This is a genomic window from Pseudomonas sp. MF08817, from assembly GCF_059862705.1.
Genome location: NZ_JCBCUY010000013.1, coordinates 113,230 through 134,394 on the forward strand (window position 1 = coordinate 113,230; position 21,165 = coordinate 134,394).

General features: G+C 58.9%; 19 protein-coding genes, 1 tRNA gene and 1 pseudogene. 13 read left to right on the top strand and 8 right to left on the bottom strand.

From position 1 onward, the window contains the following. Positions 1 to 61: 61 nt before the first annotated feature. Complete coding sequence (gene uvrB / locus AC19YR_RS10385) at positions 62 to 2,077, bottom strand: excinuclease ABC subunit UvrB (RefSeq protein WP_095107678.1); 2,016 nt, start codon at positions 2,075 to 2,077, stop codon at positions 62 to 64. Between the two features lie 314 nt (positions 2,078 to 2,391). Here uvrB and AC19YR_RS10390 point away from each other — a divergent pair, with 314 nt between their 5' ends. Then, entirely contained in the window at positions 2,392 to 3,588 is a 1,197-nt protein-coding gene (locus AC19YR_RS10390; protein ID WP_095107677.1) for an amino acid aminotransferase, read from the top strand. Between the two features lie 57 nt (positions 3,589 to 3,645). Here AC19YR_RS10390 and AC19YR_RS10395 read toward each other — a convergent pair whose 3' ends face one another. Beyond that, on the bottom strand, positions 3,646 to 3,879 hold the full coding sequence (locus tag AC19YR_RS10395; RefSeq protein ID WP_095107676.1) for a hypothetical protein: 234 nt from the start codon (positions 3,877 to 3,879) through the stop codon (positions 3,646 to 3,648). A 246-nt stretch (positions 3,880 to 4,125) separates the two neighbouring features. Here AC19YR_RS10395 and AC19YR_RS10400 point away from each other — a divergent pair. From AC19YR_RS10400 to AC19YR_RS10415, 4 genes are all read left to right on the top strand, one after another. Next, positions 4,126 to 4,201, top strand: a tRNA-Asn gene (locus AC19YR_RS10400). Between the two features lie 87 nt (positions 4,202 to 4,288). Further along, the gene (locus tag AC19YR_RS10405) at positions 4,289 to 5,176 is read left to right on the top strand and encodes a ParA family protein (protein ID WP_500598330.1); all 888 of its coding nucleotides are present in this window, start codon (positions 4,289 to 4,291) and stop codon (positions 5,174 to 5,176) included. Next, positions 5,173 to 6,222, top strand: a complete 1,050-nt coding sequence (locus AC19YR_RS10410) for a DnaB-like helicase C-terminal domain-containing protein (RefSeq protein WP_500598331.1) — start codon at positions 5,173 to 5,175, stop codon at positions 6,220 to 6,222. The genes AC19YR_RS10405 and AC19YR_RS10410 overlap by 4 nt, the downstream gene beginning before the upstream one ends. Beyond that, on the top strand, positions 6,219 to 6,740 hold the full coding sequence (locus AC19YR_RS10415; protein WP_500598332.1) for a hypothetical protein: 522 nt from the start codon (positions 6,219 to 6,221) through the stop codon (positions 6,738 to 6,740). The genes AC19YR_RS10410 and AC19YR_RS10415 overlap by 4 nt, the downstream gene beginning before the upstream one ends. A gap of 186 nt (positions 6,741 to 6,926) precedes the next feature. On the opposite strand, the gene AC19YR_RS10420 is transcribed toward AC19YR_RS10415, so the two are convergent. Continuing rightward, the gene (locus AC19YR_RS10420; protein WP_095107672.1) at positions 6,927 to 7,556 is read right to left on the bottom strand and encodes a TetR/AcrR family transcriptional regulator; all 630 of its coding nucleotides are present in this window, start codon (positions 7,554 to 7,556) and stop codon (positions 6,927 to 6,929) included. Positions 7,557 to 7,662: 106 nt separating this feature from the next. Here AC19YR_RS10420 and AC19YR_RS10425 point away from each other — a divergent pair, with 106 nt between their 5' ends. From AC19YR_RS10425 to AC19YR_RS10450, 6 genes are all read left to right on the top strand, one after another. After that, positions 7,663 to 8,556, top strand: a complete 894-nt coding sequence (locus tag AC19YR_RS10425; protein WP_095107671.1) for an NAD(P)/FAD-dependent oxidoreductase — start codon at positions 7,663 to 7,665, stop codon at positions 8,554 to 8,556. 56 nt (positions 8,557 to 8,612) lie between these two features. Then, the gene (locus AC19YR_RS10430; protein ID WP_095107730.1) at positions 8,613 to 8,990 is read left to right on the top strand and encodes an antibiotic biosynthesis monooxygenase family protein; all 378 of its coding nucleotides are present in this window, start codon (positions 8,613 to 8,615) and stop codon (positions 8,988 to 8,990) included. Between the two features lie 169 nt (positions 8,991 to 9,159). Continuing rightward, positions 9,160 to 10,005, top strand: coding sequence for an alpha/beta fold hydrolase (locus tag AC19YR_RS10435; protein ID WP_095107670.1), 846 nt, complete (start codon positions 9,160 to 9,162; stop codon positions 10,003 to 10,005). Between the two features lie 65 nt (positions 10,006 to 10,070). Continuing rightward, positions 10,071 to 10,943 (top strand): class I SAM-dependent methyltransferase, encoded by an 873-nt coding sequence (locus AC19YR_RS10440; RefSeq protein ID WP_095107669.1) that lies wholly within the window; start codon positions 10,071 to 10,073, stop codon positions 10,941 to 10,943. Between the two features lie 368 nt (positions 10,944 to 11,311). Further along, positions 11,312 to 12,517: a chromate efflux transporter gene (gene chrA / locus AC19YR_RS10445; RefSeq protein WP_500598334.1), complete on the top strand. Its 1,206-nt coding sequence runs from the start codon at positions 11,312 to 11,314 to the stop codon at positions 12,515 to 12,517. An 87-nt stretch (positions 12,518 to 12,604) separates the two neighbouring features. Then, complete coding sequence (locus AC19YR_RS10450) at positions 12,605 to 13,225, top strand: tyrosine-type recombinase/integrase (protein ID WP_500598335.1); 621 nt, start codon at positions 12,605 to 12,607, stop codon at positions 13,223 to 13,225. A 169-nt stretch (positions 13,226 to 13,394) separates the two neighbouring features. Here the strand turns inward: AC19YR_RS10450 and AC19YR_RS10455 are convergent, their stop codons facing one another. From AC19YR_RS10455 to AC19YR_RS10470, 4 genes are all read right to left on the bottom strand, one after another. Then, the gene (locus tag AC19YR_RS10455) at positions 13,395 to 13,586 is read right to left on the bottom strand and encodes a hypothetical protein (protein ID WP_095107667.1); all 192 of its coding nucleotides are present in this window, start codon (positions 13,584 to 13,586) and stop codon (positions 13,395 to 13,397) included. Then, positions 13,583 to 14,734 carry a PepSY-associated TM helix domain-containing protein gene (locus AC19YR_RS10460; RefSeq protein WP_095107666.1) on the bottom strand — a complete coding sequence of 384 codons (1,152 nt, stop codon included), beginning with the start codon at positions 14,732 to 14,734 and terminating at the stop codon, positions 13,583 to 13,585. Before AC19YR_RS10460 ends, AC19YR_RS10455 begins: the two co-directional genes overlap by 4 nt. A gap of 93 nt (positions 14,735 to 14,827) precedes the next feature. After that, on the bottom strand, positions 14,828 to 17,206 hold the full coding sequence (locus AC19YR_RS10465; protein WP_095107665.1) for a TonB-dependent siderophore receptor: 2,379 nt from the start codon (positions 17,204 to 17,206) through the stop codon (positions 14,828 to 14,830). Between the two features lie 98 nt (positions 17,207 to 17,304). Continuing rightward, complete coding sequence (locus AC19YR_RS10470; RefSeq protein WP_500598337.1) at positions 17,305 to 18,375, bottom strand: FecR family protein; 1,071 nt, start codon at positions 18,373 to 18,375, stop codon at positions 17,305 to 17,307. A 98-nt stretch (positions 18,376 to 18,473) separates the two neighbouring features. Between AC19YR_RS10470 and AC19YR_RS10475 the strand changes: the two genes are divergently transcribed. Together AC19YR_RS10475 and AC19YR_RS10480 are read left to right on the top strand one after the other, a co-directional pair. Then, positions 18,474 to 18,992: an RNA polymerase factor sigma-70 gene (locus AC19YR_RS10475; protein WP_095107729.1), complete on the top strand. Its 519-nt coding sequence runs from the start codon at positions 18,474 to 18,476 to the stop codon at positions 18,990 to 18,992. A 722-nt stretch (positions 18,993 to 19,714) separates the two neighbouring features. Further along, positions 19,715 to 20,335 carry a hypothetical protein gene (locus AC19YR_RS10480; RefSeq protein ID WP_095107663.1) on the top strand — a complete coding sequence of 207 codons (621 nt, stop codon included), beginning with the start codon at positions 19,715 to 19,717 and terminating at the stop codon, positions 20,333 to 20,335. Between the two features lie 148 nt (positions 20,336 to 20,483). Here AC19YR_RS10480 and AC19YR_RS10485 read toward each other — a convergent pair. After that, positions 20,484 to 20,805: pseudogene (locus tag AC19YR_RS10485) on the bottom strand (DUF4113 domain-containing protein); the annotation flags it as partial. Positions 20,806 to 21,165 lie beyond the last annotated feature (360 nt).

The window sequence follows — 21,165 nt, forward strand, 5'->3', positions numbered from 1 at the left end:
TGGCTGGTGCCATGCCCTTGTGGGAGCGAGCCTGCTCGCGATAGGCCCCGTAAATAGAAGATCAAACCGCCAACAGCCGCTCGCGCAATTTGCCGATTTCGTCGCGCATTTGCGCAGCGGCCTCGAACTCCAGGTCGCGGGCCAACTGGTACATCTTTTCCTCCAGTTGGCGGATGCGCTTGGTGATTTCGCTCGGCGAACGCAGTTCAGCCTCGTAGCGCGCACTTTCCTCGGCGGCCTTGGCCATGCCTTTGCGCTTCTTGCTGCGCGAGCCCGGCACAGTGGCGCCTTCCATGATGTCGGCCACGTCCTTGAACACGCCTTTTGGGGTAATGCCGTTGGCCAGGTTGAAGGCAATCTGCTTCTCGCGACGGCGCTCGGTTTCGCCGATCGCCCGCTCCATGGAGCCGGTGATGCGGTCTGCGTAGAGAATCGCCCGGCCGTTGAGGTTACGTGCCGCGCGGCCGATGGTCTGGATCAGCGAACGCTCGGAGCGTAGGAAACCTTCCTTGTCGGCGTCGAGAATGGCCACCAGGGACACTTCCGGCATGTCCAGGCCTTCGCGCAGCAGGTTGATCCCCACCAGCACATCGAAAGCGCCCAGGCGCAGGTCGCGGATGATCTCCACCCGCTCCACCGTGTCGATGTCCGAGTGCAGGTAGCGCACACGCACACCGTGGTCGGCGAGGTAATCGGTGAGGTCTTCGGACATGCGCTTGGTCAGGGTCGTCACCAGCACGCGCTCTTCGAGGGCTACGCGCTTGGAAATTTCCGAGAGCAGGTCGTCGACCTGGGTCAGCGCCGGGCGGATTTCGATCTGCGGGTCCACCAGGCCAGTGGGCCGCACCAGCTGTTCGATCACCCGGCCGGCGTGCTCAGCCTCGTAGTTACCCGGTGTGGCGGAGACGAAAATCGTCTGCGGGCTGATGTTCTCCCATTCGTCGAAGCGCATGGGCCGGTTGTCCAGCGCCGAAGGCAAGCGGAAGCCGTATTCCACCAGGGTTTCCTTACGCGAACGGTCGCCTTTATACATGGCGCCGACCTGGGGCACGCTGACGTGGGATTCGTCGATCACCAACAGGGCATCGGCAGGTAGATAGTCGAAGAGCGTGGGCGGCGCAGCCCCGCAGTCACGGCCCGAGAGGTAGCGCGAGTAGTTCTCGATGCCGTTGCAATAGCCCAGTTCCAGGATCATCTCCAGGTCGAAACGAGTGCGCTGCTCCAGGCGCTGGGCCTCCACCAGTTTGTTGTTCGAGCGCAGGTAGTCGAGGCGCTCCTGGAGCTCGACCTTGATTCCCTCAACGGCCCCGAGCAAGGTTTCCCGCGGGGTAACGTAGTGGCTCTTGGGGTAGAAGGTGAAGCGCGGCAAGCGGCGGATGACTTCGCCGGTCAACGGATCGAAAGCGCTGATACTTTCCACCTCGTCATCGAACAGTTCGATGCGAATCGCCTCCAAGTCCGATTCCGCCGGGTAGATATCGATCACATCACCGCGCACCCGGAAGGTAGCGCGGGCAAAGTCCATGTCATTGCGGGTGTATTGCAAGTCGGCGAGGCGGCGCAGCAAAGCACGCTGGTCGAGTTTGTCGCCACGGTCCACGTGCAGGACCATTTTCAGGTAGGTTTCCGGGCTGCCCAGGCCATAGATGCACGACACCGTGGTAACGATGATGGTGTCCTTGCGCTCCAACAACGCCTTGGTCGCGGACAGGCGCATCTGCTCGATGTGGTCGTTAACCGAAGCGTCCTTCTCGATAAAGGTGTCGGACGAAGGCACATAGGCCTCGGGTTGGTAGTAGTCGTAGTAGGAAACGAAGTACTCCACCGCGTTGTTCGGGAAAAACGCCTTGAACTCGCCGTAGAGCTGGGCCGCCAGGGTTTTGTTCGGCGCCAGCACCAACGTCGGGCGGTTCACCTGGGCGATGACGTTGGCGATGCTGAAGGTCTTGCCCGAGCCAGTCACGCCGAGCAGGGTCTGGTGCGCCAACCCGGCCTCGATACCCTCAACCATCAGGCGAATGGCTTCTGGCTGATCGCCAGCGGGCTGGAAACGGGTGACGAGCTGGAAATCAGACATGCATGAACCTCGTATTCATGGTTGCGAGGCGCGGCCGGGCAACCATGAGTGCGACCTGAAGCGGTCGGGAAAGACTAGATGTTGCGCCAAATACTGCGGTTTTCAAGGCAAACGTCCTACACAGCGCAAAGGCTTTGATCTGGCAACCCGACTAAAGGTCGAAAAATAAAGCGAAATTCTTCCGGCAAAAGGCCAATCGCCTGTCGCAGCGGCGCCAGATGGCCTCTATACTTGCTCCCCGTTTGTGCACCGCTCTAGTGCATTCGGCTGGAGCGCTACACGTCCCTCCTCTTCCATTCAGAGCCGCCGCAAAAATGAGCCTGTTCTCCGCTGTCGAAATGGCACCACGCGATCCAATCCTGGGCCTCAACGAAGCATTCAACGCCGATACCCGTACCCACAAGGTGAACCTGGGGGTCGGTGTGTACTGCAACGAGGAGGGGAAAATTCCACTCTTGCGTGCCGTTGCCGAAGCCGAGACGATCCGCGTCGCTCAACATGCCGCCCGCGGCTACCTGCCCATCGATGGCATCGCCGCCTATGACCAGGCTGTGCAAAAGCTGCTGTTCGGCGCTGACTCGCCGCTCATCAGCGCAGGCCGGGTCATCACCACCCAGGCCATCGGCGGCACCGGCGCACTGAAAATCGGTGCCGACTTCCTCAAGCAACTGCGCCCCGACGCCGTCGTCGCCATCAGCGACCCGAGCTGGGAAAACCACCGCGCGCTGTTCGAGACTGCCGGTTTCCCGGTGCAGAACTATCGCTACTACGACGCCGCTACCCATGACGTCAACCGCGCCGGCCTGATCGAAGACCTCAGCGCCCTGCCCGCCGGTTCCATCGTCGTGCTGCACGCCTGCTGCCACAACCCGACCGGCGTCGACCTGAGCCCGGCGGACTGGAACAACGTGCTGGACGTGGTCAAGGCGAACAAACTGATCCCGTTCCTGGACATGGCCTACCAGGGTTTTGGCGATGGCATCGAAGAAGACGCCGCCGCCGTGCGCCTGTTCGCCGAGTCGGGGCTGACCTTCTTCGTCTCCAGCTCCTTCTCCAAATCCTTCTCGCTGTACGGCGAGCGCGTGGGCGCGCTGTCGATCATCAGCGAATCGAAGGAAGAAAGCGCGCGCGTGCTGTCCCAGGTCAAACGCGTGATCCGCACCAACTACTCCAACCCGCCAACCCATGGCGCGACCATCGTCGCCGCCGTGCTCAACAGCCCAGAGCTGCGCGCGCAGTGGGAGCAGGAACTGGCCGAAATGCGCCTGCGCATCCGTGGCATGCGCCAGCAAATGGTCGAGCTGCTGGCGAAAAAGGCCCCAGGCCGCGACTTCAGCTTCGTCGGCCGCCAGCGCGGCATGTTCTCCTACTCCGGCCTGACCGTTGAGCAAGCCGTGCGCCTGCGCACCGACTTCGGCATCTACGCTCTGGACACCGGCCGCATCTGCGTCGCCGCGCTGAACCAGAACAACATCGAAGTCGTCACCGACGCCATCGTCCAAGTGATCTAAACCGCAAGCACCACAAAAAAGGGAGAAGCCAATCGGCTTCCCCCGTTTTTGTGGGTTTCAGCCCGCCAACTGCGCAGCCCGCGCACTCGCCGCGTCATCGAAGGCAACGTACAGCGCCTCGGCAACCTGGCTCTTGATCGCCTTGGTGCTTTCCAGCCCCAACACAAAACCTTCGGCCTTGCCGCCGGCGCGGTTCAAATCCTCGGCATTGCTGGCCTGGGTAATAGCGTCGAATAACTTGCCAGCATGGGGACCAACGCCCTTGGGCAGGCTGATCTGCTCGATACTCATGGCGTCACCCGCGACACACAGGCGATGGAAGAGATAAATAAGGTCATGGCACGTTTACCTTTGCGACTGGAGGCCGACCGCGCGTGAAACCACCGCCGGGGCGCCATGGTAGACCTGTGGCGCGGTTCTGGTAACCGGCAACCGCGGATAAAGCCTTCCAGCCGCCCATCAGAACACCGAACGGAATTCACAAAAAACTCACTTCACGCTTGACTTGTCCTTTTCAATCAGTAACATACGGCGCATTCCGCGATAGCTCAGTTGGTAGAGCAAGTGACTGTTAATCACTGGGTCCCTGGTTCGAGTCCAGGTCGTGGAGCCATCTTTCTGCCAGGTGACCGAACCCAGTCATCCGCGCATCGTGACATCAAAGGCCGTCTCTCAATCTTTACCCCCAGAGACCCGTGCCATGAACATCGCAGCTGTACTCTCCACCAAAGGCGGACCCGGTAAAACCACGGTCACTGCCAGCCTTGGCGCGTTCTGCGCCGACTCAGGTCTTCGCACCTTGCTCATCGACCTGGACAACCAACCCTCGCTGTCGTCGTTTTATGCCCTGGCCCACGAAGCCCCGGGCGGCGTCTTCGAGCTGATTGCCCACAACGAGACGCGGTACGAACAGATCCTCTCCCAGACCTGTATCCCCAACCTCTCCCTGATTCACTCCAACGACCCCTTCAACCAACTCGGCACCCTGCTCCTGCACGCCGCAGACGGGCGCCTGCGCCTGAAAAACCTGATGCCCGCCTTCGCCGCGGACTTCGACCTGGTGCTGATCGACACCCAGGGCGCCCGCTCGATCCTGCTGGAAATGGCCCTCCTGAGCGCCGACATGGCCATTTCCCCCATCACGCCGGACATGCTCACCGCCCGGGAATTTCATCGCGGCATGCTCCAGCTCTATCGCGACCTCCAGCCCCTCGCGGCCCTGGGCGCCCGCACCCCGCCCTTGAACGTCGTCATCAACAAACTCGACGCCACCCGCGACGCGCGCCTGATTCACCAGTCCCTGGCCGAAACCTTCGCCGACCACCCCCAAGCGCGCATGCGCCACACCACCTTGCCTGCTGCGGTGAGTTTCCGCCGTGCCGCCACAGAGGGCATCCCCGCCCATCGCCTGGAATACAGGCTCCCTTCCAACCGCCAGGCGCCTACTGCGTTCAAGGTCATCAAGGCGCTCTGCCTGGAACTTTTTCCTGAGTGGCGCGTGAAATTCGAGGCCCTCACCGAAGAACAACTGAGCCCTCACCACCCCGCCTCGATCAGGCCCTCAACCATGGAAGGAGCCAGCAAATGACCGTAGCTGATTGGCTTGCACCTCATTCGATCGAGGCCGAACAAGGGGTCATCGGCGGGTTAATGCTCGATAACGCTGCCTGGGATCTTGTTTCAGAAAATCTCGCGGCCGAAGACTTTTTCCGCCGTGAACATCGCCTGATATTTCAGGCCATGGAGCAGTTGGCTTGCCGCAACTGCCCCATAGATGTCGTAACCGTGCTGGAGTCGCTGAACACTCCAGAGGAAGTCGGAGGGCTGGCTTACCTCGGGGAGCTGGCCAAGAACACCCCATCCGTCGCCAACATTGCGACGTACGCAGAGATCGTCCGCGAACGCGCCCACCTAAGGCGCTTGGTCACCCTGGGTTATGAGTGCAGCCGCGAGGCCTCCTCCAACCAGGCCAAAAGCGCTGAAGTTCAGGACCGCATGGAGCAAAGGCTATTCGCCTTGGGGCAGAGCAACCCACACAACGACTTCGTCAACCTCAAGCACAAGCTGATGGAGGTGGTCGAGCGGATTGATTTCCACTTCAACGAAGGCGACAGCATCACCGGTGTACCCAGCGGCCTGAATGCGATGGACCAAGTGACCGGGGGCTTTCAGGACGCCGACCTGATCGTCATCGCGGCCAGGCCTTCCATGGGTAAAACCAGCCTGGCCCTGAGCGTGGTGGATGCCGTCCTCCAGCAAAAACCCGGCAATAGCGTGCAGATATACAGCCAGGAGATGCCGGCTCATGCCCTGGTTTTCCGGCTGATCGCAATCTTGGGCAAGCTCAATCTCGCCAACCTGATGCGTGGCCAATTGGAAGACGATGATTGGCCACGGATCATGGCGGCGGTGGCCCGCATCAATAATTACGGTGATCGCCTGGTCATTGATGAGACGGCCAGCCTCACCCCTTGCGAACTGCGCTCCAAGGTGCGCCGCGCCGCCCGCCGCTTTGGGATGCCGCGGTTAATCATGGTTGACCACCTCAGGCGTTTCCCACCCATGCGCAGCACGTGTAAGCGCACGATTTACAGAACTCTCGCATCAAGCCAGCCGAGCACTGATAGTGCGTGACTGTTCTGGCGTCCGGTTGCAACACTACCCCCCTGGACAGGGCAACCATCTACTACGACCGAGCGCAGTTTACGACTCAAGTCAGCAAAGACTTTCCGGATATCAAGGGTCCGATCCTGCAACACGGTCGCTGTTCGTTACTAGTCTCTACCCCAGGTTCTACCACTGGTGCCTACCACTTCTGCACCTTCGCTCTGACCCAAGAAGAAATCTATGTGCAGGGCTGGGACGCTTCGGCGCTGAAGTACACAGAACTCCTACGGATCAATCTGTCGACCCTGAGTAAGGTCGCCTTGGATTCGTACTTCCGGACTAACCAAGTGCAACTTATAGAAGGGCGCCGCCAAAGCGCATTGAGCGTGATGATCGATGACGGTGGCTATCACGACACGGCGGCGACGGAGCGAGTGTACGAAACCATCAAGACGGGTGGAGTGAATGTGGTGAAAAGCGATGGAATGATGATGCCACCGGCTCCGCCGACACCGATATTCGTTCCTATTGTTGTGCCCCGATAATGACGCATGGCCACCGCGATTAATGATCATCCGACCATTGGCTCCGCTGACTGGGAATGAGTGCCTGGGTGTTAGGAAACGGCCGCATTGGGTCGACAGCAGCCGCCCACCAACGGCTGCTTTTGGCCGAAATCTGCCATTTGTGATGTCCAGCCGACGACCGACATCAGGCGTTCAAATCAAACACTAAGCACCGTGCGCTGCGATGAACATTGCGACGGCCGACCGGCAATAGGATTCGACTTCATTGTTGTCCTTTGCCTTCGCCTCATCGAAGCGGGCGATCATCAGAAGATCGGACCCTTTGATAAGCGCGGCGAACAACCGGGCAGACTCCAAAGGGTCTGGCACATTTAGCATCGCCTCCGCGTGCAACTGACGCAACAGGGCCTCGATCTGGGCAGTGACATAGGCGGGGCCTGCTTCGTAATGGAGCTTGCTCAACGACTTTTGCTTCGCCTTGTCGACCATGATCATGGCTTCAACACTGCGCACTTCCGGACTCAACAACGTGCGCAGCAGGAATGTCCCCACCGCCATCAGCTGATCTGCAGCCGAACCGTCGATGCCTTCAACAATGGACCGTGGTGCAAACTGATGGCAATGGGCCGCAATGGCCGCGCTGAACAGCGCCTCCTTGTTCTCGAAGTGTCGGTAAATGCTTAGCTTGGATATTTTTGCCCGCTGGGCGACCTTGTCCATTGTTGTCGCTTGAAATCCCAACTCCACAAAAAGTTCGCCGGCGGCGTCGACGATCGATTGGCTGAGTGCCTCGTTGGCTGGCCGGCCGCGCCTGGTCTGGCTGATTTCGGTCATAAAAATTCCAGTACTTGACGGTATCGTAATTTAGGGATTATGGTACTCGAAAGTATCCAAACAGTAAAACCCAAGTCCCTTCAGCCACAACGCGGAGCCTATCACCATGAACGACGTCATCATTATCGGCGGCAGTTTTGCGGGTCTTGCCGCAGCTCTCCAGCTTGGTCGTGCCCGCCGAAAAGTCACCGTTCTCGATACCGGCCTTCCACGTAATCGCTTTGCCGACCACTCGCATGGTTTGCTTGGCCACGATCACAAGCCACCGCTGGAGATTCTGGCCGAAGCGCGGCAACAGTTGGCGCGCTACCCTACGATCAGCCTTGTCACTGCCCGGGCCGAAAGTATCTCCGGCAGCATTGACGATTTCTCCATTCTCACTGGCGATGGCGAAAGCCTCACGGCGCGCCGCCTGATCCTGAGTTATGGCGTCGTCGACCAGATGCCTGAACTTCCCGGCTTTGCCGAAGGCTGGGGAACCTCCATCGTGCCCTGCCCCTATTGCGACGGCTTTGAAGTTGCGGGCCGGCATTGGGGCCTCGTCTGGTCCGGCCCGCCCTCGCACAACTACGTCAGGCTATACCACGACTGGACCGACACACTGACAGTCTTCGCCAATGGTCAAGACATTCCACCCGACATCCTGGCCGATCTGGCACGCCGCGGCATCCCTGTCGTCGATGGCCGGATCACCGAAATCGACCATGACGAGAGCCACAACACCACTGTCAGGCTCGACGCCGGCCCCTCTGTTGCGGTCGAGATCCTGTTCGCGCATCCGCGCAACAAGCCGTCCGCACGTCTGCATGAATCACTGGGCCTCGCCACGGTCGATACGCCCCTGGGCATCGCCCTCAAGGTCGACGAGCGCCGCGAAACCAGTGTGCCCGGCGTCTACGCTGCCGGAGATCTCGCCAACCCTCTCATGGCTTCTGTCAGCACGGCTTCATGGCAAGGCGCGATGGCGGGCATCTTCGCCCAGCAGTCGATGCTGGTTTGAGAGCAAGCAGCATCGATCACGGCAATTTCAATTTCACAATAGACGCGAGCACCACCATGGAAGTCCTAAAGAAATTCAAGCCTCTAGACGATAAATTCCCGCTTGAGCGCCAACTCAGCATCTCGGCCTCGCCAATCGTACTTATCAACATATTCACGGTCGGTTCCGCCGACGAAGTGGGCTTCCTGGACGCCTTCAAGGCGGCAGGCGAAACCCTGAAGAAGCAGCCGGGCTTCATCTCTACCCAACTGCACCGAGCGATCGGTGATAGCCCGACCTTCCTGAACTATGTGGTGTGGGAGTCCACCGAGACGCTCCGCGAGGCCTTCGCCCGTCCCGAATTCGTCGCGAAGGTTTCGGCCTATCCGTCATCCGTCGTAGCCACCCCGCACCTGTTCCAGAAGGTCGCCGTCCCCGGTTTTTGCACAGCCTGACTCCGGAAATATGGCAAGGCGCGATTGCCGGTATTTTCGCCCAGCAGTTGATGCCGGCTTGAGAGCACAGATTGGAGATGAGCATGGAGGCGCACATGTCCAAGATCAGTAACACCGAAGCCAGCATCAGGATGTCTCGCCCGACCAATTTTGAAAAAGGCTGACACACATGGAGTTCGAACACGCTACTTTCGACCTGCCACACGGCACCTTTCATGCGCTGAAGGGGGGGGATCCCGATGGTCAACCGACGATCGTCTTGCACGGCTTCCCAGATCATCCGCCGACCGCGAAGCCTTTCCTTGCCGAGCTCGGCCGCCGTGGCCGCCACGTCGTCGCACCTTGGCTTCGCGGTTACGCGCCGTCCCCGACTGCGGGGCCGTTCGACTTCGCAGCCCTCACCAGCGACGTGCTCGCGCTGATCGACCGCTGGTCTCCGGGGCGCCGAGTGGATTTGATTGGCCATGATTGGGGCGCCCTGATCACCTATGATGCCTGCGTCACCGCACCGCAGCGGATCGAACGCGCGGTTGCGCTCGCAATCCCTCATCCACTCACGTTCATGAGCCGGCTGACGCACCTCGCTCAGCTGCGCCGGAGCTCGTACATGGGGCTCTTTCAACTGCCTGGAAGCGGCTGGATCGCCACCGCCCGCGATCTTGCCTTCATCGACCGCCTCTGGCGTCAATGGTCGCCCGGCTTCTCGCTCGATCCCGCTCTCAAGGCAGAGCTACACGAGCATCTGCACAAGAGCATGCCCGCGCCCCTAAAGTATTACCGGGCGATGCTGCGCCCCGGCATGATTGGTGCGACGCGCCGCATGTCTCAGCCGATCACGGTGCCCCTGTTGCAGCTTCACGGTGCCAACGACGGCTGCATCCTCCCCGCGCATGTCGAAGACAGACATCGGTTCGCCGCCCCGCACGCGATGGAAGTCGTCCCCGGCGTCGGTCACTTCCTGCACATCGAGGCCCCTGAAGCGATCGCGGAACGGATCGCGGCATGGGCCAAGTAGCGTCCTATCCTCTTTGCCCCGATCAACGGCTAGCTGTTTAAAACGAAACAAAACGAGGAGATGTCATGACAGAGCAAAAAGCCTATCAGGTCGCCGATTGGAATGGCGAAAGTGGAGAGTACTGGGCCGCCAATCAGGCCCGGCTCGACGCCATGTTTGCGGTATTTGGCCAGGCCGCGATAGAAGCCGCGGCGCCCGCCGCCGGCGAACGCGTGCTTGACGTCGGTTGCGGCGCGGGCGCGTCGAGTCTGGCTCTGGCCGCACGCGTCGGTGCGGGCGGACATGTGCTGGGCGTAGACATATCCGAACCGCTAATTGGAAGAGCCCGCGAGCTTGCGCCGCAGGATACGCCGGTCCTGTTCCAGGTGGCCGACGCCAGTAACGCCGAGCTGCCCGAGGGCGCGTTTGACATCCTTTTCTCGCGTTTCGGGGTGATGTTCTTCGACGATCCGACAGGGGCATTTGCCCATATGCGACACGCGCTCCGACCGGGCGGGCGGGTCGCTTTCATCTGCTGGCGCGGCGTGGCCGAGAACGATTGGGTACAGCTGCCAATGGGCGCGATCAGGGGCATCGTCCCGCTGGCCGCACCGCCTGATCCTGAAGCACCTGGACCATTCTCGTTCGGTGACCGAGGACGCGTGACGCGTATCCTGACGGCCGCTGGCTTTACCGATATCAATTTTGCGCCGTTCGATGTTTCCATCCCGTTCGGTGAAGGCGAGACTCGGGATGCGGCTATCGACGACGCGGTGAGGATGGCGTTCGAGGGCGGCCCGCTGTCGCTTGTGCTCGCGCATCAAAGCGATGACATCCGCGCCCAAGCTTCAGCGGCGGTTCGCGCCGCTTTCGCCGGCCTCCCCGGCGAGCGGTCGGTGATGATCGACGGCGCGGCGTGGATCGTCATGGCATGTAATCCGGCAGCCAGCGCCTGTTAGCAGGGATGACGCCCTCCCATGCTCAGTAGAGCAGGGCAACTTAGATTGATGTCCCTTGGTTTGGTGATCCGTCCCTGGCAAAAGTGATACCGTCCGCTTTTTTGGCAGGTAGCTGTCGCTTGCCTACGTCCGCTTCTGGCCGGTTCCTGCCTGTCGTGACAGGCGTCTCCCGGCCAGAAGCGGTCACTTGTCAACGCTGATGAGCTATTGGAGCTTTCTCTCCGCGGTTGACGCGGTTGGGCTCAACCCGCTAGGCGACAAGGTTCAGTAGGCCTCTGCATCATCAGGTTGCGCAGCTAGATTCATCATATTCCGTTACGATTTTCGATTATCGTTTGGTGAATTTGCCAATGATGGATCAAACGAACATGACCGATACGCTCCAGGCTGACCGTAGCCACTGGACTGTTTTCTTAATCTTTCTGCGATTGGGCCTGACTTCTTTCGGTGGCCCAGTCGCTCACTTGGGGTACTTCCGGGATGAATTCGTTGTGCGTCGCCAGTGGCTAAGCGAGCGCAGTTATGCGGATTTGGTCGCCCTTTGCCAGTTTCTACCGGGGCCTGCTAGCAGTCAGGTTGGCATCGCGCTTGGGCTGTCTCGCTCAGGCTATGGCGGCGCACTGGCTGCGTGGCTGGGATTCACCTTACCTTCCGCGACTGCCCTGATCCTCTTCGCTCTGGGCATCGCCAGCTATGGCGATACCGTGCCCACTGGTGTGCTGCACGGTTTGAAGGTGGTAGCGGTGGCGGTGGTCGCACAGGCGGTATGGGGTATGGCGCGAAATTTGTGCCCCGACGCGCCGCGTATATCCATCATGGTGGCAGCGACCTGCTTCGTGCTGCTCATGCCGTCCGCCTTAGGGCAAGTGGGAGTCATTTTTATTGCCGCGATCATTGGCCTGTTGCTGTTCAAGCCCCAGCCGGACGAATCCCATGATCCACTGCCCATTAGCATCCGGCGTCGCGCTGGCCTATTCTGGCTGGCCCTGTTCTTTGCCTTTCTGCTCGGGCTGCCGCTCCTGGCAAAGTTGTTCCCAAGTCAGGTGCTGTCGATGGTGGACGCTTTCTACCGTACCGGCTCGCTGGTCTTCGGTGGCGGACATGTGGTGCTGCCGCTATTGCAGGCTGAAGTCGTGCCTTCTGGATGGGTCGACAACGATGCATTCTTGGCAGGCTATGGCGCAGCTCAGGCCGTCCCGGGGCCGCTATTCACCTTCGCAGCATTTCTCGGCGCCTCGATGAACCAGGCGCCCAGCGGTTGGCTTGGAGGCCTGATTTGCCTGCTAGCGATTTTCGCGCCTGCTTTCCTGCTAGTGGTGGGCGCCTTGCCGTTCTGGGAGCGTCTGCGCCGGAACAGCGGCACCCAAGCGGCACTGCTGGGCATCAATGCGGCTGTGGTGGGTCTGTTGCTTGCCGCTCTGTATCAGCCGGTATGGACGAGTGCGATTCACGCCCCACAGGACTTTGGTCTGGCCCTCGTGGCACTAGTTGCGTTGATGTTCTGGAAGTTGCCGCCGTGGCTGGTTGTACTCGGCAGCGGCGTCCTGGGCGGGCTGTTGAACATAGCTCTGTGAGGCTAACCGCTGATGTCCGCAATTGGCCGGTTAGCGACCGTTGCTCTGATTAGTCATCCTTGTCCTTCACCACGTGGAGGACTTGTCGTGAACATCATCGCTACCTGCAGCTGTCAGCCCTGGAACAAAGGAAAATTGGTCGGGCAGAAACCCCCACTCCGACTGAGCGATATCTGGGCCATCCGAGTAAGGCTTCAAATGGCGGAAAGAACCCGAGATCTGGCTCTCTTCGATCTGGCCATCGACAGCAAGCTTCGAGCCTGCGACTTAACCAAGCTCCGCGTGCGCGATGTCGCTCATGGCGAGCACGTATCATCACGAGCCATGGTGATGCAGCAGAAAACGCAGCGGCCTGTGCAGTTTGAGATCACTGAGCAAACACGGTCTGCTCTCGCGGCCTGGATACACCGGGCCCAGCTACACAGCGAGGACTGCCTTTTTCCTAGCCGGCTGCATACTTCAGACCATCTATCTACTCGTCAATACGCTCGTATCGTCAAAGGCTGGGTGAAAGCCGTAGGCCTTGATCCAGCAATGTATGGCACACACACAATGAGACGTACGAAAGCATCACTGATCTATCGCAGGACGAAGAACCTGCCTGCGGTTCAGTTGCTGCTCGGCCATACGAAGCTGGAGAGCACTGTGCGATACCTGGGAATTGAGGTCGATGACGCCCTGGAAATGGCGGAACAGACTGAGGTTTGACCATGTATAGCGACGGTCGAAGTCAGACCGTCGCTAACCGGCCAGAACCCGACAGTCAGGCCAAGCCTGAATCCATCGGGCCCTGAACAGAGGCGCACCGGTCTCAGTGGGAAAACAAAAAAGTAATGGCTGTTCCGCCCCCGCTCTCCCAGCAGAGCGCCGAGTACGATCACGAACGTGGCCGATTTACATGACGCATGCGTATCCACACCACCCCGACCAGCAGCAATGGCACGCCGAGGCTGAGCCACGACAGCAGATCGTAGAACTCATCGCCGATGAGTGCCGAAAACAGCCCGAGAAAGCTCAGCAGAGCCAGCAACAGCGGCCAACGAAATATCATCCATAGGCCGCGCCTCATGCCCTGCCCTCCATTCCCACGCCATTGGCATTCAGGTCAGCAAGGCGCTTTTCCAATGTTACTTTGCGTCGGCCCAACCAGAGGTACAGACCGCTGCCCAGGACGACGATGGTAATCACGTCGAGCAGTGCCCAGATGATCTTCAGTGGCAAGCCGCCATAATCGCCAAAGTGCAGGGGTTGCGAGACCAGCAAGGTTTTCACATACAAGGGCATCTCGCGCATGTCAGTCAGCTCGCTCGTTCGCGCGTCCACCAGGGCCGGCTTGAGCAGGCGCGCGGTGAGTGGCGTGGTACCGCGCATGAACACCGCGTAATGATGCTTGCTGCTGAATTGAGTACCCGGAAACGCCACGAAACTCGGTTCCATGTCAGGCGCCGCGTTTCGAGCGGATTCCAGCGCCTTGTGCAAGGAACCGAGGCTTTCCAGTGGTGGTGCGTCTTTATAGGGCGCAGTCATATCCGCCAGCTGGCCCGTCTGCCACATGCCTTGTATGGGCAGCGCCAGGGTATTGATCACGCCGGTAATGCCAACCACCACCACCCAAGCCAGCGTGACGATACCGAGCACATTATGCAGGTCCAGCCATTTCAGTCGTTCACTACGCCCGCTGCGCACGGTGGCGAAGTCCAGCTTGCGCATGAACGGCGTGTACACCACCACACCGGAAACCAGCGACGCTACAAGCAGTAGCCCCATGAATCCGAGGAACAGATAACCGGGCAGACCGACGAACAAATCGGTATGCAGGCGCAGCATCAGGTTCATGAAACCATTATCCGGCGGCTCCGGCGGGAACAGCTCGCCGGTGCGCGTATCGAACGGCTGAGAGTGACCGTCAAGCGGAGGAGGCACCAGGCTTGTTGCAGTGATCACCATGCCTAGCGGATCTTGCGGGTCGAAACCGACGAAGCGCACGACTTCGCCTGGCCGTGCTGCCAAGGCACTGGCAGTCACCTTGTCGTAGTCGATTCGTGGCGCTTCGGCAGTCAGCGGACGCAGTTCCGGGTGCGGTTCGAAGTAGTGCTCGATCTCTTCATGAAAGATCAGCGGCAACCCCGTCAGGCACAGCAACAACAAAAAGAGAGTGGCGATCAGACTGGTCCATTTATGCACCAGATACCAGTTGCGCAAGAATCGGGCGGTCATGTTCGGTACTTTTCCTGTAGATCCACGCTTGCCGAGAGTTGCCGGACACGGCCGGCGACCAGGTACAAAAAACTGTATCTGGCCAGCCCGGACTTACCAGTTGTAACTCACCGTGCCGTAGACAGTACGTTGCTGTCCGTACTGGCAGCCCACGGTGCTGAAGCAACCGGCCACGTACTCTTCGTCGAACAGGTTCGTGGCGTTCAACGACACTTCTACGCCCTCCAGCGAAGCATCGACCTTGCCGAGTTGATAGCTGACCAGTGCGTCGACCACGGAATAGCTGTCCACTTTGAAACTGTTGGCCGAATCGCCGAATGTGCTGCCCACGTAACGGGCGCCAGCACCCAGACGCAAGCCAGCCAGCGAGCCACTTTGGACGATGTAATCACCCCACAGCGACGCCATGTGCTCTGGCACCCGGAACGGCGTATTACCCTTGTTGCCGGTTTCCGATTGAGTGACTTCAACATCATTCCAGGTGTAACTGCCGATCAGATTGAAACCCTGGGTGATTTCGGTCTTGGCCTCGAACTCCACACCTTTGGAACGAACCTCACCTTCCTGGCGGGAGAAGCCGCCAACGTTCTCGGTGGCGTTCTGTTTGGTGAGGTCGAACCAGGCAATGGTGTAGAGGCTGTTGGTCCCTGGCGGTTCGTACTTGAGGCCCACTTCGTATTGTTTGCCGATTTCCGGATTAAGTTGCGAATTGTTAGCGGTAAAGCCCATGACCGGCAGGAACGATTCGCTGTAGCTGGCATAGGGAGCCAGGCCATTGTCGAAGAGGTAGACAATACCGGCGCGACCGCTGAACTTCTCATCCTTCTGGGTTTGCGGAGCGCGGTCGTCCTTCTGGTTGCTGGCCCAATCGTAGCGACCGCCCAGGAGGAACACCCACTTGTCAACTTTAAACTGATCCTGCAGGTAGACACCGGTTTGCGACATTTTCTGTTCGTAGCTGGCGGCGCTGAACGGAACGAAGGTCAATGGCTGCCCGTTGACCGGATTGAACACGTCGAAGCTTTCCAAGATGAAGTTCAGCGATTGCTCCTGATCAAACTTGCCGTTGTTGTAGTCGACGCCGGTCAACAGCGTGTGTTCGAGCGGGCCCGTGGCGAAGTTGGCCTGTATCTGGTTGTCCATAGTGAACAGATGACCGTCGCCCTTGCGCTGATCGTTGTAGCGCGAGTACTGGTCGCCCGCCGGCCCGAAAATGGCGATCTCGGAACTGGCTTGGCGATAGTCGCTGTAACGCACGTTCTGTCGCGCCGTCCAGACTTCGTTGAATTGATGTTCGAACACGTAGCCCAGAGAAGTCTTTTCGTTGGTCATGAAGTCAGACGCGGTGTCGCCCACGTAGGTGTCGCGGTCCAGGCGTCCACGAGGGTCGCGAAACACAGTGCCATCGGCCGGCAGCAGGTTGGCGAAGTTGCCGGTCTGCTTCTGGTACTCGCCCAGGAACGTCAGCTCGGTGTTGTCGCTGGGACGGTAGCTGATGGCTGGGGCGATGTACTGACGACGGTTAGTAATGTGGTCGGTCTGGGCATCGGCTTCCCGGAACAGGCCAGTCAGCCTGTAACTCCAGATGCCCTCCTCGTCCAGTGCATCCCCCAGATCAAAGGCGCCCTGCTGATAGTTGTGGTTGCCCATTTGCAACTGCACTTCATGCAGTGGCTCGATCGTCGGGCGCTTTGTCACCAGATTGATCTGTCCACCTGGATCGGAAGCTCCGTAAAGTACCGAACTGGCACCGCGCAGCACTTCAATTCGTTCCAGGCCATAAGGTTCGGGGGCGTCCCAGCCGAGAAACTCGGGCAAGAAGGTGCGCGTTCCATCACGCAACATGCGTCCGGTGCCCTGCTGAAAACCGCGAATGGTCAACTGGTCGGTAACGAACTGAGGCCCGGAGATTTCGGCATTGACGCCCGGCGTATAACGCAGGGCTTGGGCGATGGTCTTGGGCTGCTGGGCTTTAATTTGCTCACGGGTAACCACAGAAACCGAGTATGGCGTTTCAACCAGAGGCGTGTCGGTCTTGGTGCCAGCAGAGGCGCGCTTGGCGATATAGCCGTCGTCAGGACTTACAGAACTGTAGGCCTGACCGACGATGCTGGTGACAGGTAATGCCATCGTCGAGTCGTCACTGCGACCCTGCAAGGTCACATGATTACCTTCGATCTGGTAGACAATTGTTGACCCGCCCAGCAACTGGCGAAGTGCAGCCTCCGGCTCCATCTCTCCGGCGACGTCACGACTTCGAATCCCGGACACCGTGTCCTCACTGTAGATGATCTGCAGGTTGGTCTGCCTGGCCAGATCGGAAAGCGCCGACGACAGCGCCTGCGAAGGGATGTTGACTCGGGCCGGCTCGGCCATTGCCGGTACCGCTGTCACCAATGTGAGGCCCAGAATGGCGGCGGCAATGCAGCAGCGCAGTTGCAGGGCGGGTCGATTCAGTGGATAGGCGCTCATAATGGTTCCGGTAGCTTGATGTTAAGGGCATGCCGGATCGACGAATGAGCGTGTGATTTGTTCAGGAAATCACGAAAAAGAAATCCAGTGGGCAGGTTTCAGCGACTGAACAACAGGGTCGCCTCATCGCTGTGGCGCAACTTTACCGGGAGTATCTTCGGCAGCCCGACGACCAGTTGGTCAAGCTCGCTGATGTTGTAGGTGCCGCCGATGCGCAGGTCACCGACCTCGCTGCTCGCCAGCTTCAACGGTACGTCAAGGTAGCGATTGATCTGGGGCAGCGCTTCGCGCAGGCTGACCCCATCGAGCATCAGCTTGCCATCGCGCCAGGCAGCGGCCCTGGCGGGATCGATGCGAGCCAATTGCGCCAGATGACCAGGGCTGAATGCTGCCTGCATGCCGGCGGTGAGCACCGTGCCCTGATTGTTATCAGGGCTGCCTTTGTCGCTCGAAGCCAGCACCGAGCCCTGGGTGACGGTAACCGTGGTCAGCTCTTGTCCGGTCCAGACATTGAAATGAGTACCGGTGACTCTGATAGTGGCGTTTTCAGCACGAATCACGAACGGCTTTTCAAGATCGTGCTCCACATCAAAAAAAGCCTCGCCATCACGTAGCAGTACCTGGCGTTGATCGCGAAAACCGAGGTAGACAAGCCCAGTACGCTGATTGAGTTGCACTTGACTGTGATCAGGCAACTCAACTTGTCGACGGACTTCCTGCGCGGTGAAATAGCGAACACTGCCAGGCAGCAGACCCGCTGACCAGCCTGTACCCCAGACGCCCCCCACCGCCGCCAACACCACCGCCGCACGCGCCATCCAGAATAATGGCTGGCTCCAACGCGAGCGCCCCGATCTGTCGACATCGAGGCTGGTCGGCAATTGTTCGCTCACCTCCCATACTCGGCACATTTTCGTGTACTCGAGCGCATGGGCAGGGTCCGCATCATACCAGCACCGGAACTCGGCGCGATCAGCGTCCGTGCACTCACTGAAATGCAGTCGCACACACCAGTCGGCAGCTATTTCGCTAGTGGTTTTCTGCGGGCAGGGAAAATTGGTCATCTTGGCTGGCAGAAGGAAAATTTCGGCAAGCTTACTCCATGTCCTGCGGTTTTGGCTCAGTTCCAGCACGCCGTTGAAATTAACCTCGGCGTTAATTGATGGCACTCAGGCTGAACGACTTCGGGCAGTGATTGCAAATAATTCTTAATAAGAATAAATTCACGACCCTCGCTGGCAGATTCCTAAAACAATTCAGGTGCATCATGCAAAAGCCTAATACGGCGGGGAGCGATACCCAATTGCTTGAGGTGTTCTTTGAGCGACGTCAGCGCTTGATTGGACTCGCGGCACGAATTACCGGATGTCGCAGCCAGGCCGAAGACATTGTCCATGAAGCGTTTCTGAAAATGGGTGGGGCTGACACCAGTGGGCTGATCAAGTCGCAAGCCTCATACCTCACGCGCATCGTGCGCAACCTGTCCATCGACCATTACCGTCGCCGTCAGTTCGAGGAGCGCTGGATCGTCCACGAAGATGACAGCAGCGAAATGTCCGGCCCGCAGGCGGATACACCGGAAGCATTGGTGTCGGATCAACAAGTACTGGAAAGGGTTTCCGACGCATTGTCCGATTTGCCGGAACGCACCCGGTATGCGTTCGAAATGTGCCGCATCCACGGCATGAAACAGAATGAAATCGCAAAGATCCTCGGCGTTTCTCCCTCATTGGTCCATGCCATGATAAGCGAGGCCCTGCTGCACTGTCGGCAGAAAGCGCTTTAACGCCATTTAACTTTGGCAGCAAAACGCCGCCAACCTGAGACAATTGCAACACCTGCCTATCCTCAGAAACGAACTTTCCTTAACGACGCTACTGCCGGACTATGCCTGTGCTGACCGGCAGCTAAAGGTCGAGGCTGTGTAAAAACGCAGGCGCCGTTTTGAAGGCCTCGCTTCTAGGTTAAATCTGCAGACGTTCGGTTGGTCAGCAGACCTGGATTTTGCGTAGGAACGTGGTTTTCGCGCCGATTTTGATTGCTGTATCTGCACGAAAGTGTTTTTACACAGCCTCGGTCGATAAAAGTCGTCCATGAATGGCTGCTATTGGCCAGAATGAATGTGGTGAAAAGCGATGGAATGATGATGCCACCGGCTCCGCCGACACCGATATTCGTTCCTATTGTTGTCCCCCGATAATGACGCATGGCCACCGCGATTAATGATCATCCGACCATTGGCTCCGCTGACTGGGAATGAGTGCCTGGGTGTTAGGAAACGGCCGCATTGGGTCGGTTTCTTCCATCCACGACCGGCTGAAAGCGGCCGATTGTGTTGAAAAAATCAGTTTTCCAGGCTACCTGCATGCTGACTGTAAGCGTCCAGTCAAGTCATCTACCGATCCAGCTATCAGCACGAGGATGACCGCTTGCCGCCCATGCCGTAAGGTTCGCTACCAAAATCGCCGCAGCCTTCCAGTGGTGGCAATACAGCAAGGAGAGCGAACAATGAACACCTTCAAATCATCAGTTCAAAACGTAGCTGCGGCCATAGGCCTCATCGCAGCAGTGACAGTCGGTGGATGCGTGATGATCCCTTACGACACGCCGGAATCAAAAGCCCAAATCCAGCGCGATCTGAAAATTGCACCATCGGATATTCAAGCCGTGTCGGAAACGAACTGGTGCTTGTCCCCATATGGAAGCGAAGGCATCTGCAGAGTTACTCAAGGCCTGGGAGTGTTGACCAGCAAAGGCCTGATCCTTAGCCTCTACAACAACCACACCTACACTGAAACCGCACGCATCCTCCCAGAACAAGTGCAGTGCGTGAAGACAGTTGGTGGTCGCACTGGAGTCGAACCGTTCTTTGTATTCACCAAAGACCGCGCGATCATGCTCGCCGTCATTACACCGGGCGGGCAAATGAATGTGCCTGTGAAACTCAGTTTCTTTGATTATCTGACGAAGCCAGGGCAGCACGTCTTCACTGGGACGGATGGCGGATATGTGCGCAAGTCGGGTCGACAGCAAACCGTAGGCGGAATGGTGCCAGGCACTGCCATCCCGTGGCATACAACACTCGACGTAACCGAGGTTTTTAACCCTTGCCCGCAGGTTACAGATTAACGAGGAGTGGTGCGCTCCCTAGCAAGCGGTGCGCGCGTGCCGAAGCCCGTAGGTGTGAAGGATGCATGCCCGAAGGGCCGAGACGCCCCGGCGGCTCGGCTCAAGACCGCTTTGGCCGAAAACAGCTACTCGCAACAGCTGACAGGAGTTACTTACAGCTCACAGCCCAAAGCGGGTCAAGCTTCGTGGCATAACTCTGACTCATCATCTCCCGCTGCATACCCCCCTCAGGGTTGCCTGGCACACTCGCGGATCGAAGCGTTCCCGTGCCCCAACGTTCATTGATCTGATCCAGCACAGCCATGATCCGCGTCGACTCTGCCGGCTGCGATCTCGCAAACAGATCGTCGGTGTACTCACCTGGCTGCCGAAGATCCATGAGCATCACCTCCGCCTTGCTGTAGTTGAAGCCTGGCCTAAAAGATGCGATCAAGCGCACCCACTGCCGCCATCGTCAGCAGGCGATCATCCATGTGGCATGGCTTCAAGCAAGCCCCCGCACCACCAACGTATTCCTACCACCGCACCTTATCGCTGCGCCGACTGGCTGTGCCCTTAAGTTCTCAGCTGCGTAGGAGAACATCTGCGCTCACCTCCAAAAACTGTAGGCCTTTTAAGCAGCGCAATCGGGAAGCGTCCGACATTACTGAAAGCACCCTGTTTGTTAGCCTTTTTGGCTCATTCCAATAACAAGGATTTGCCACCTGAATTCATAGAATAAGTGCAACGTTTGAAACGATAGGCAGAGAGTCAGCCACCGGTAGAATCCAGGCTCTCACACCGAAGGATTCAAGCGCAGATGACTACGCATTACCGGCAGCTGACTCAGG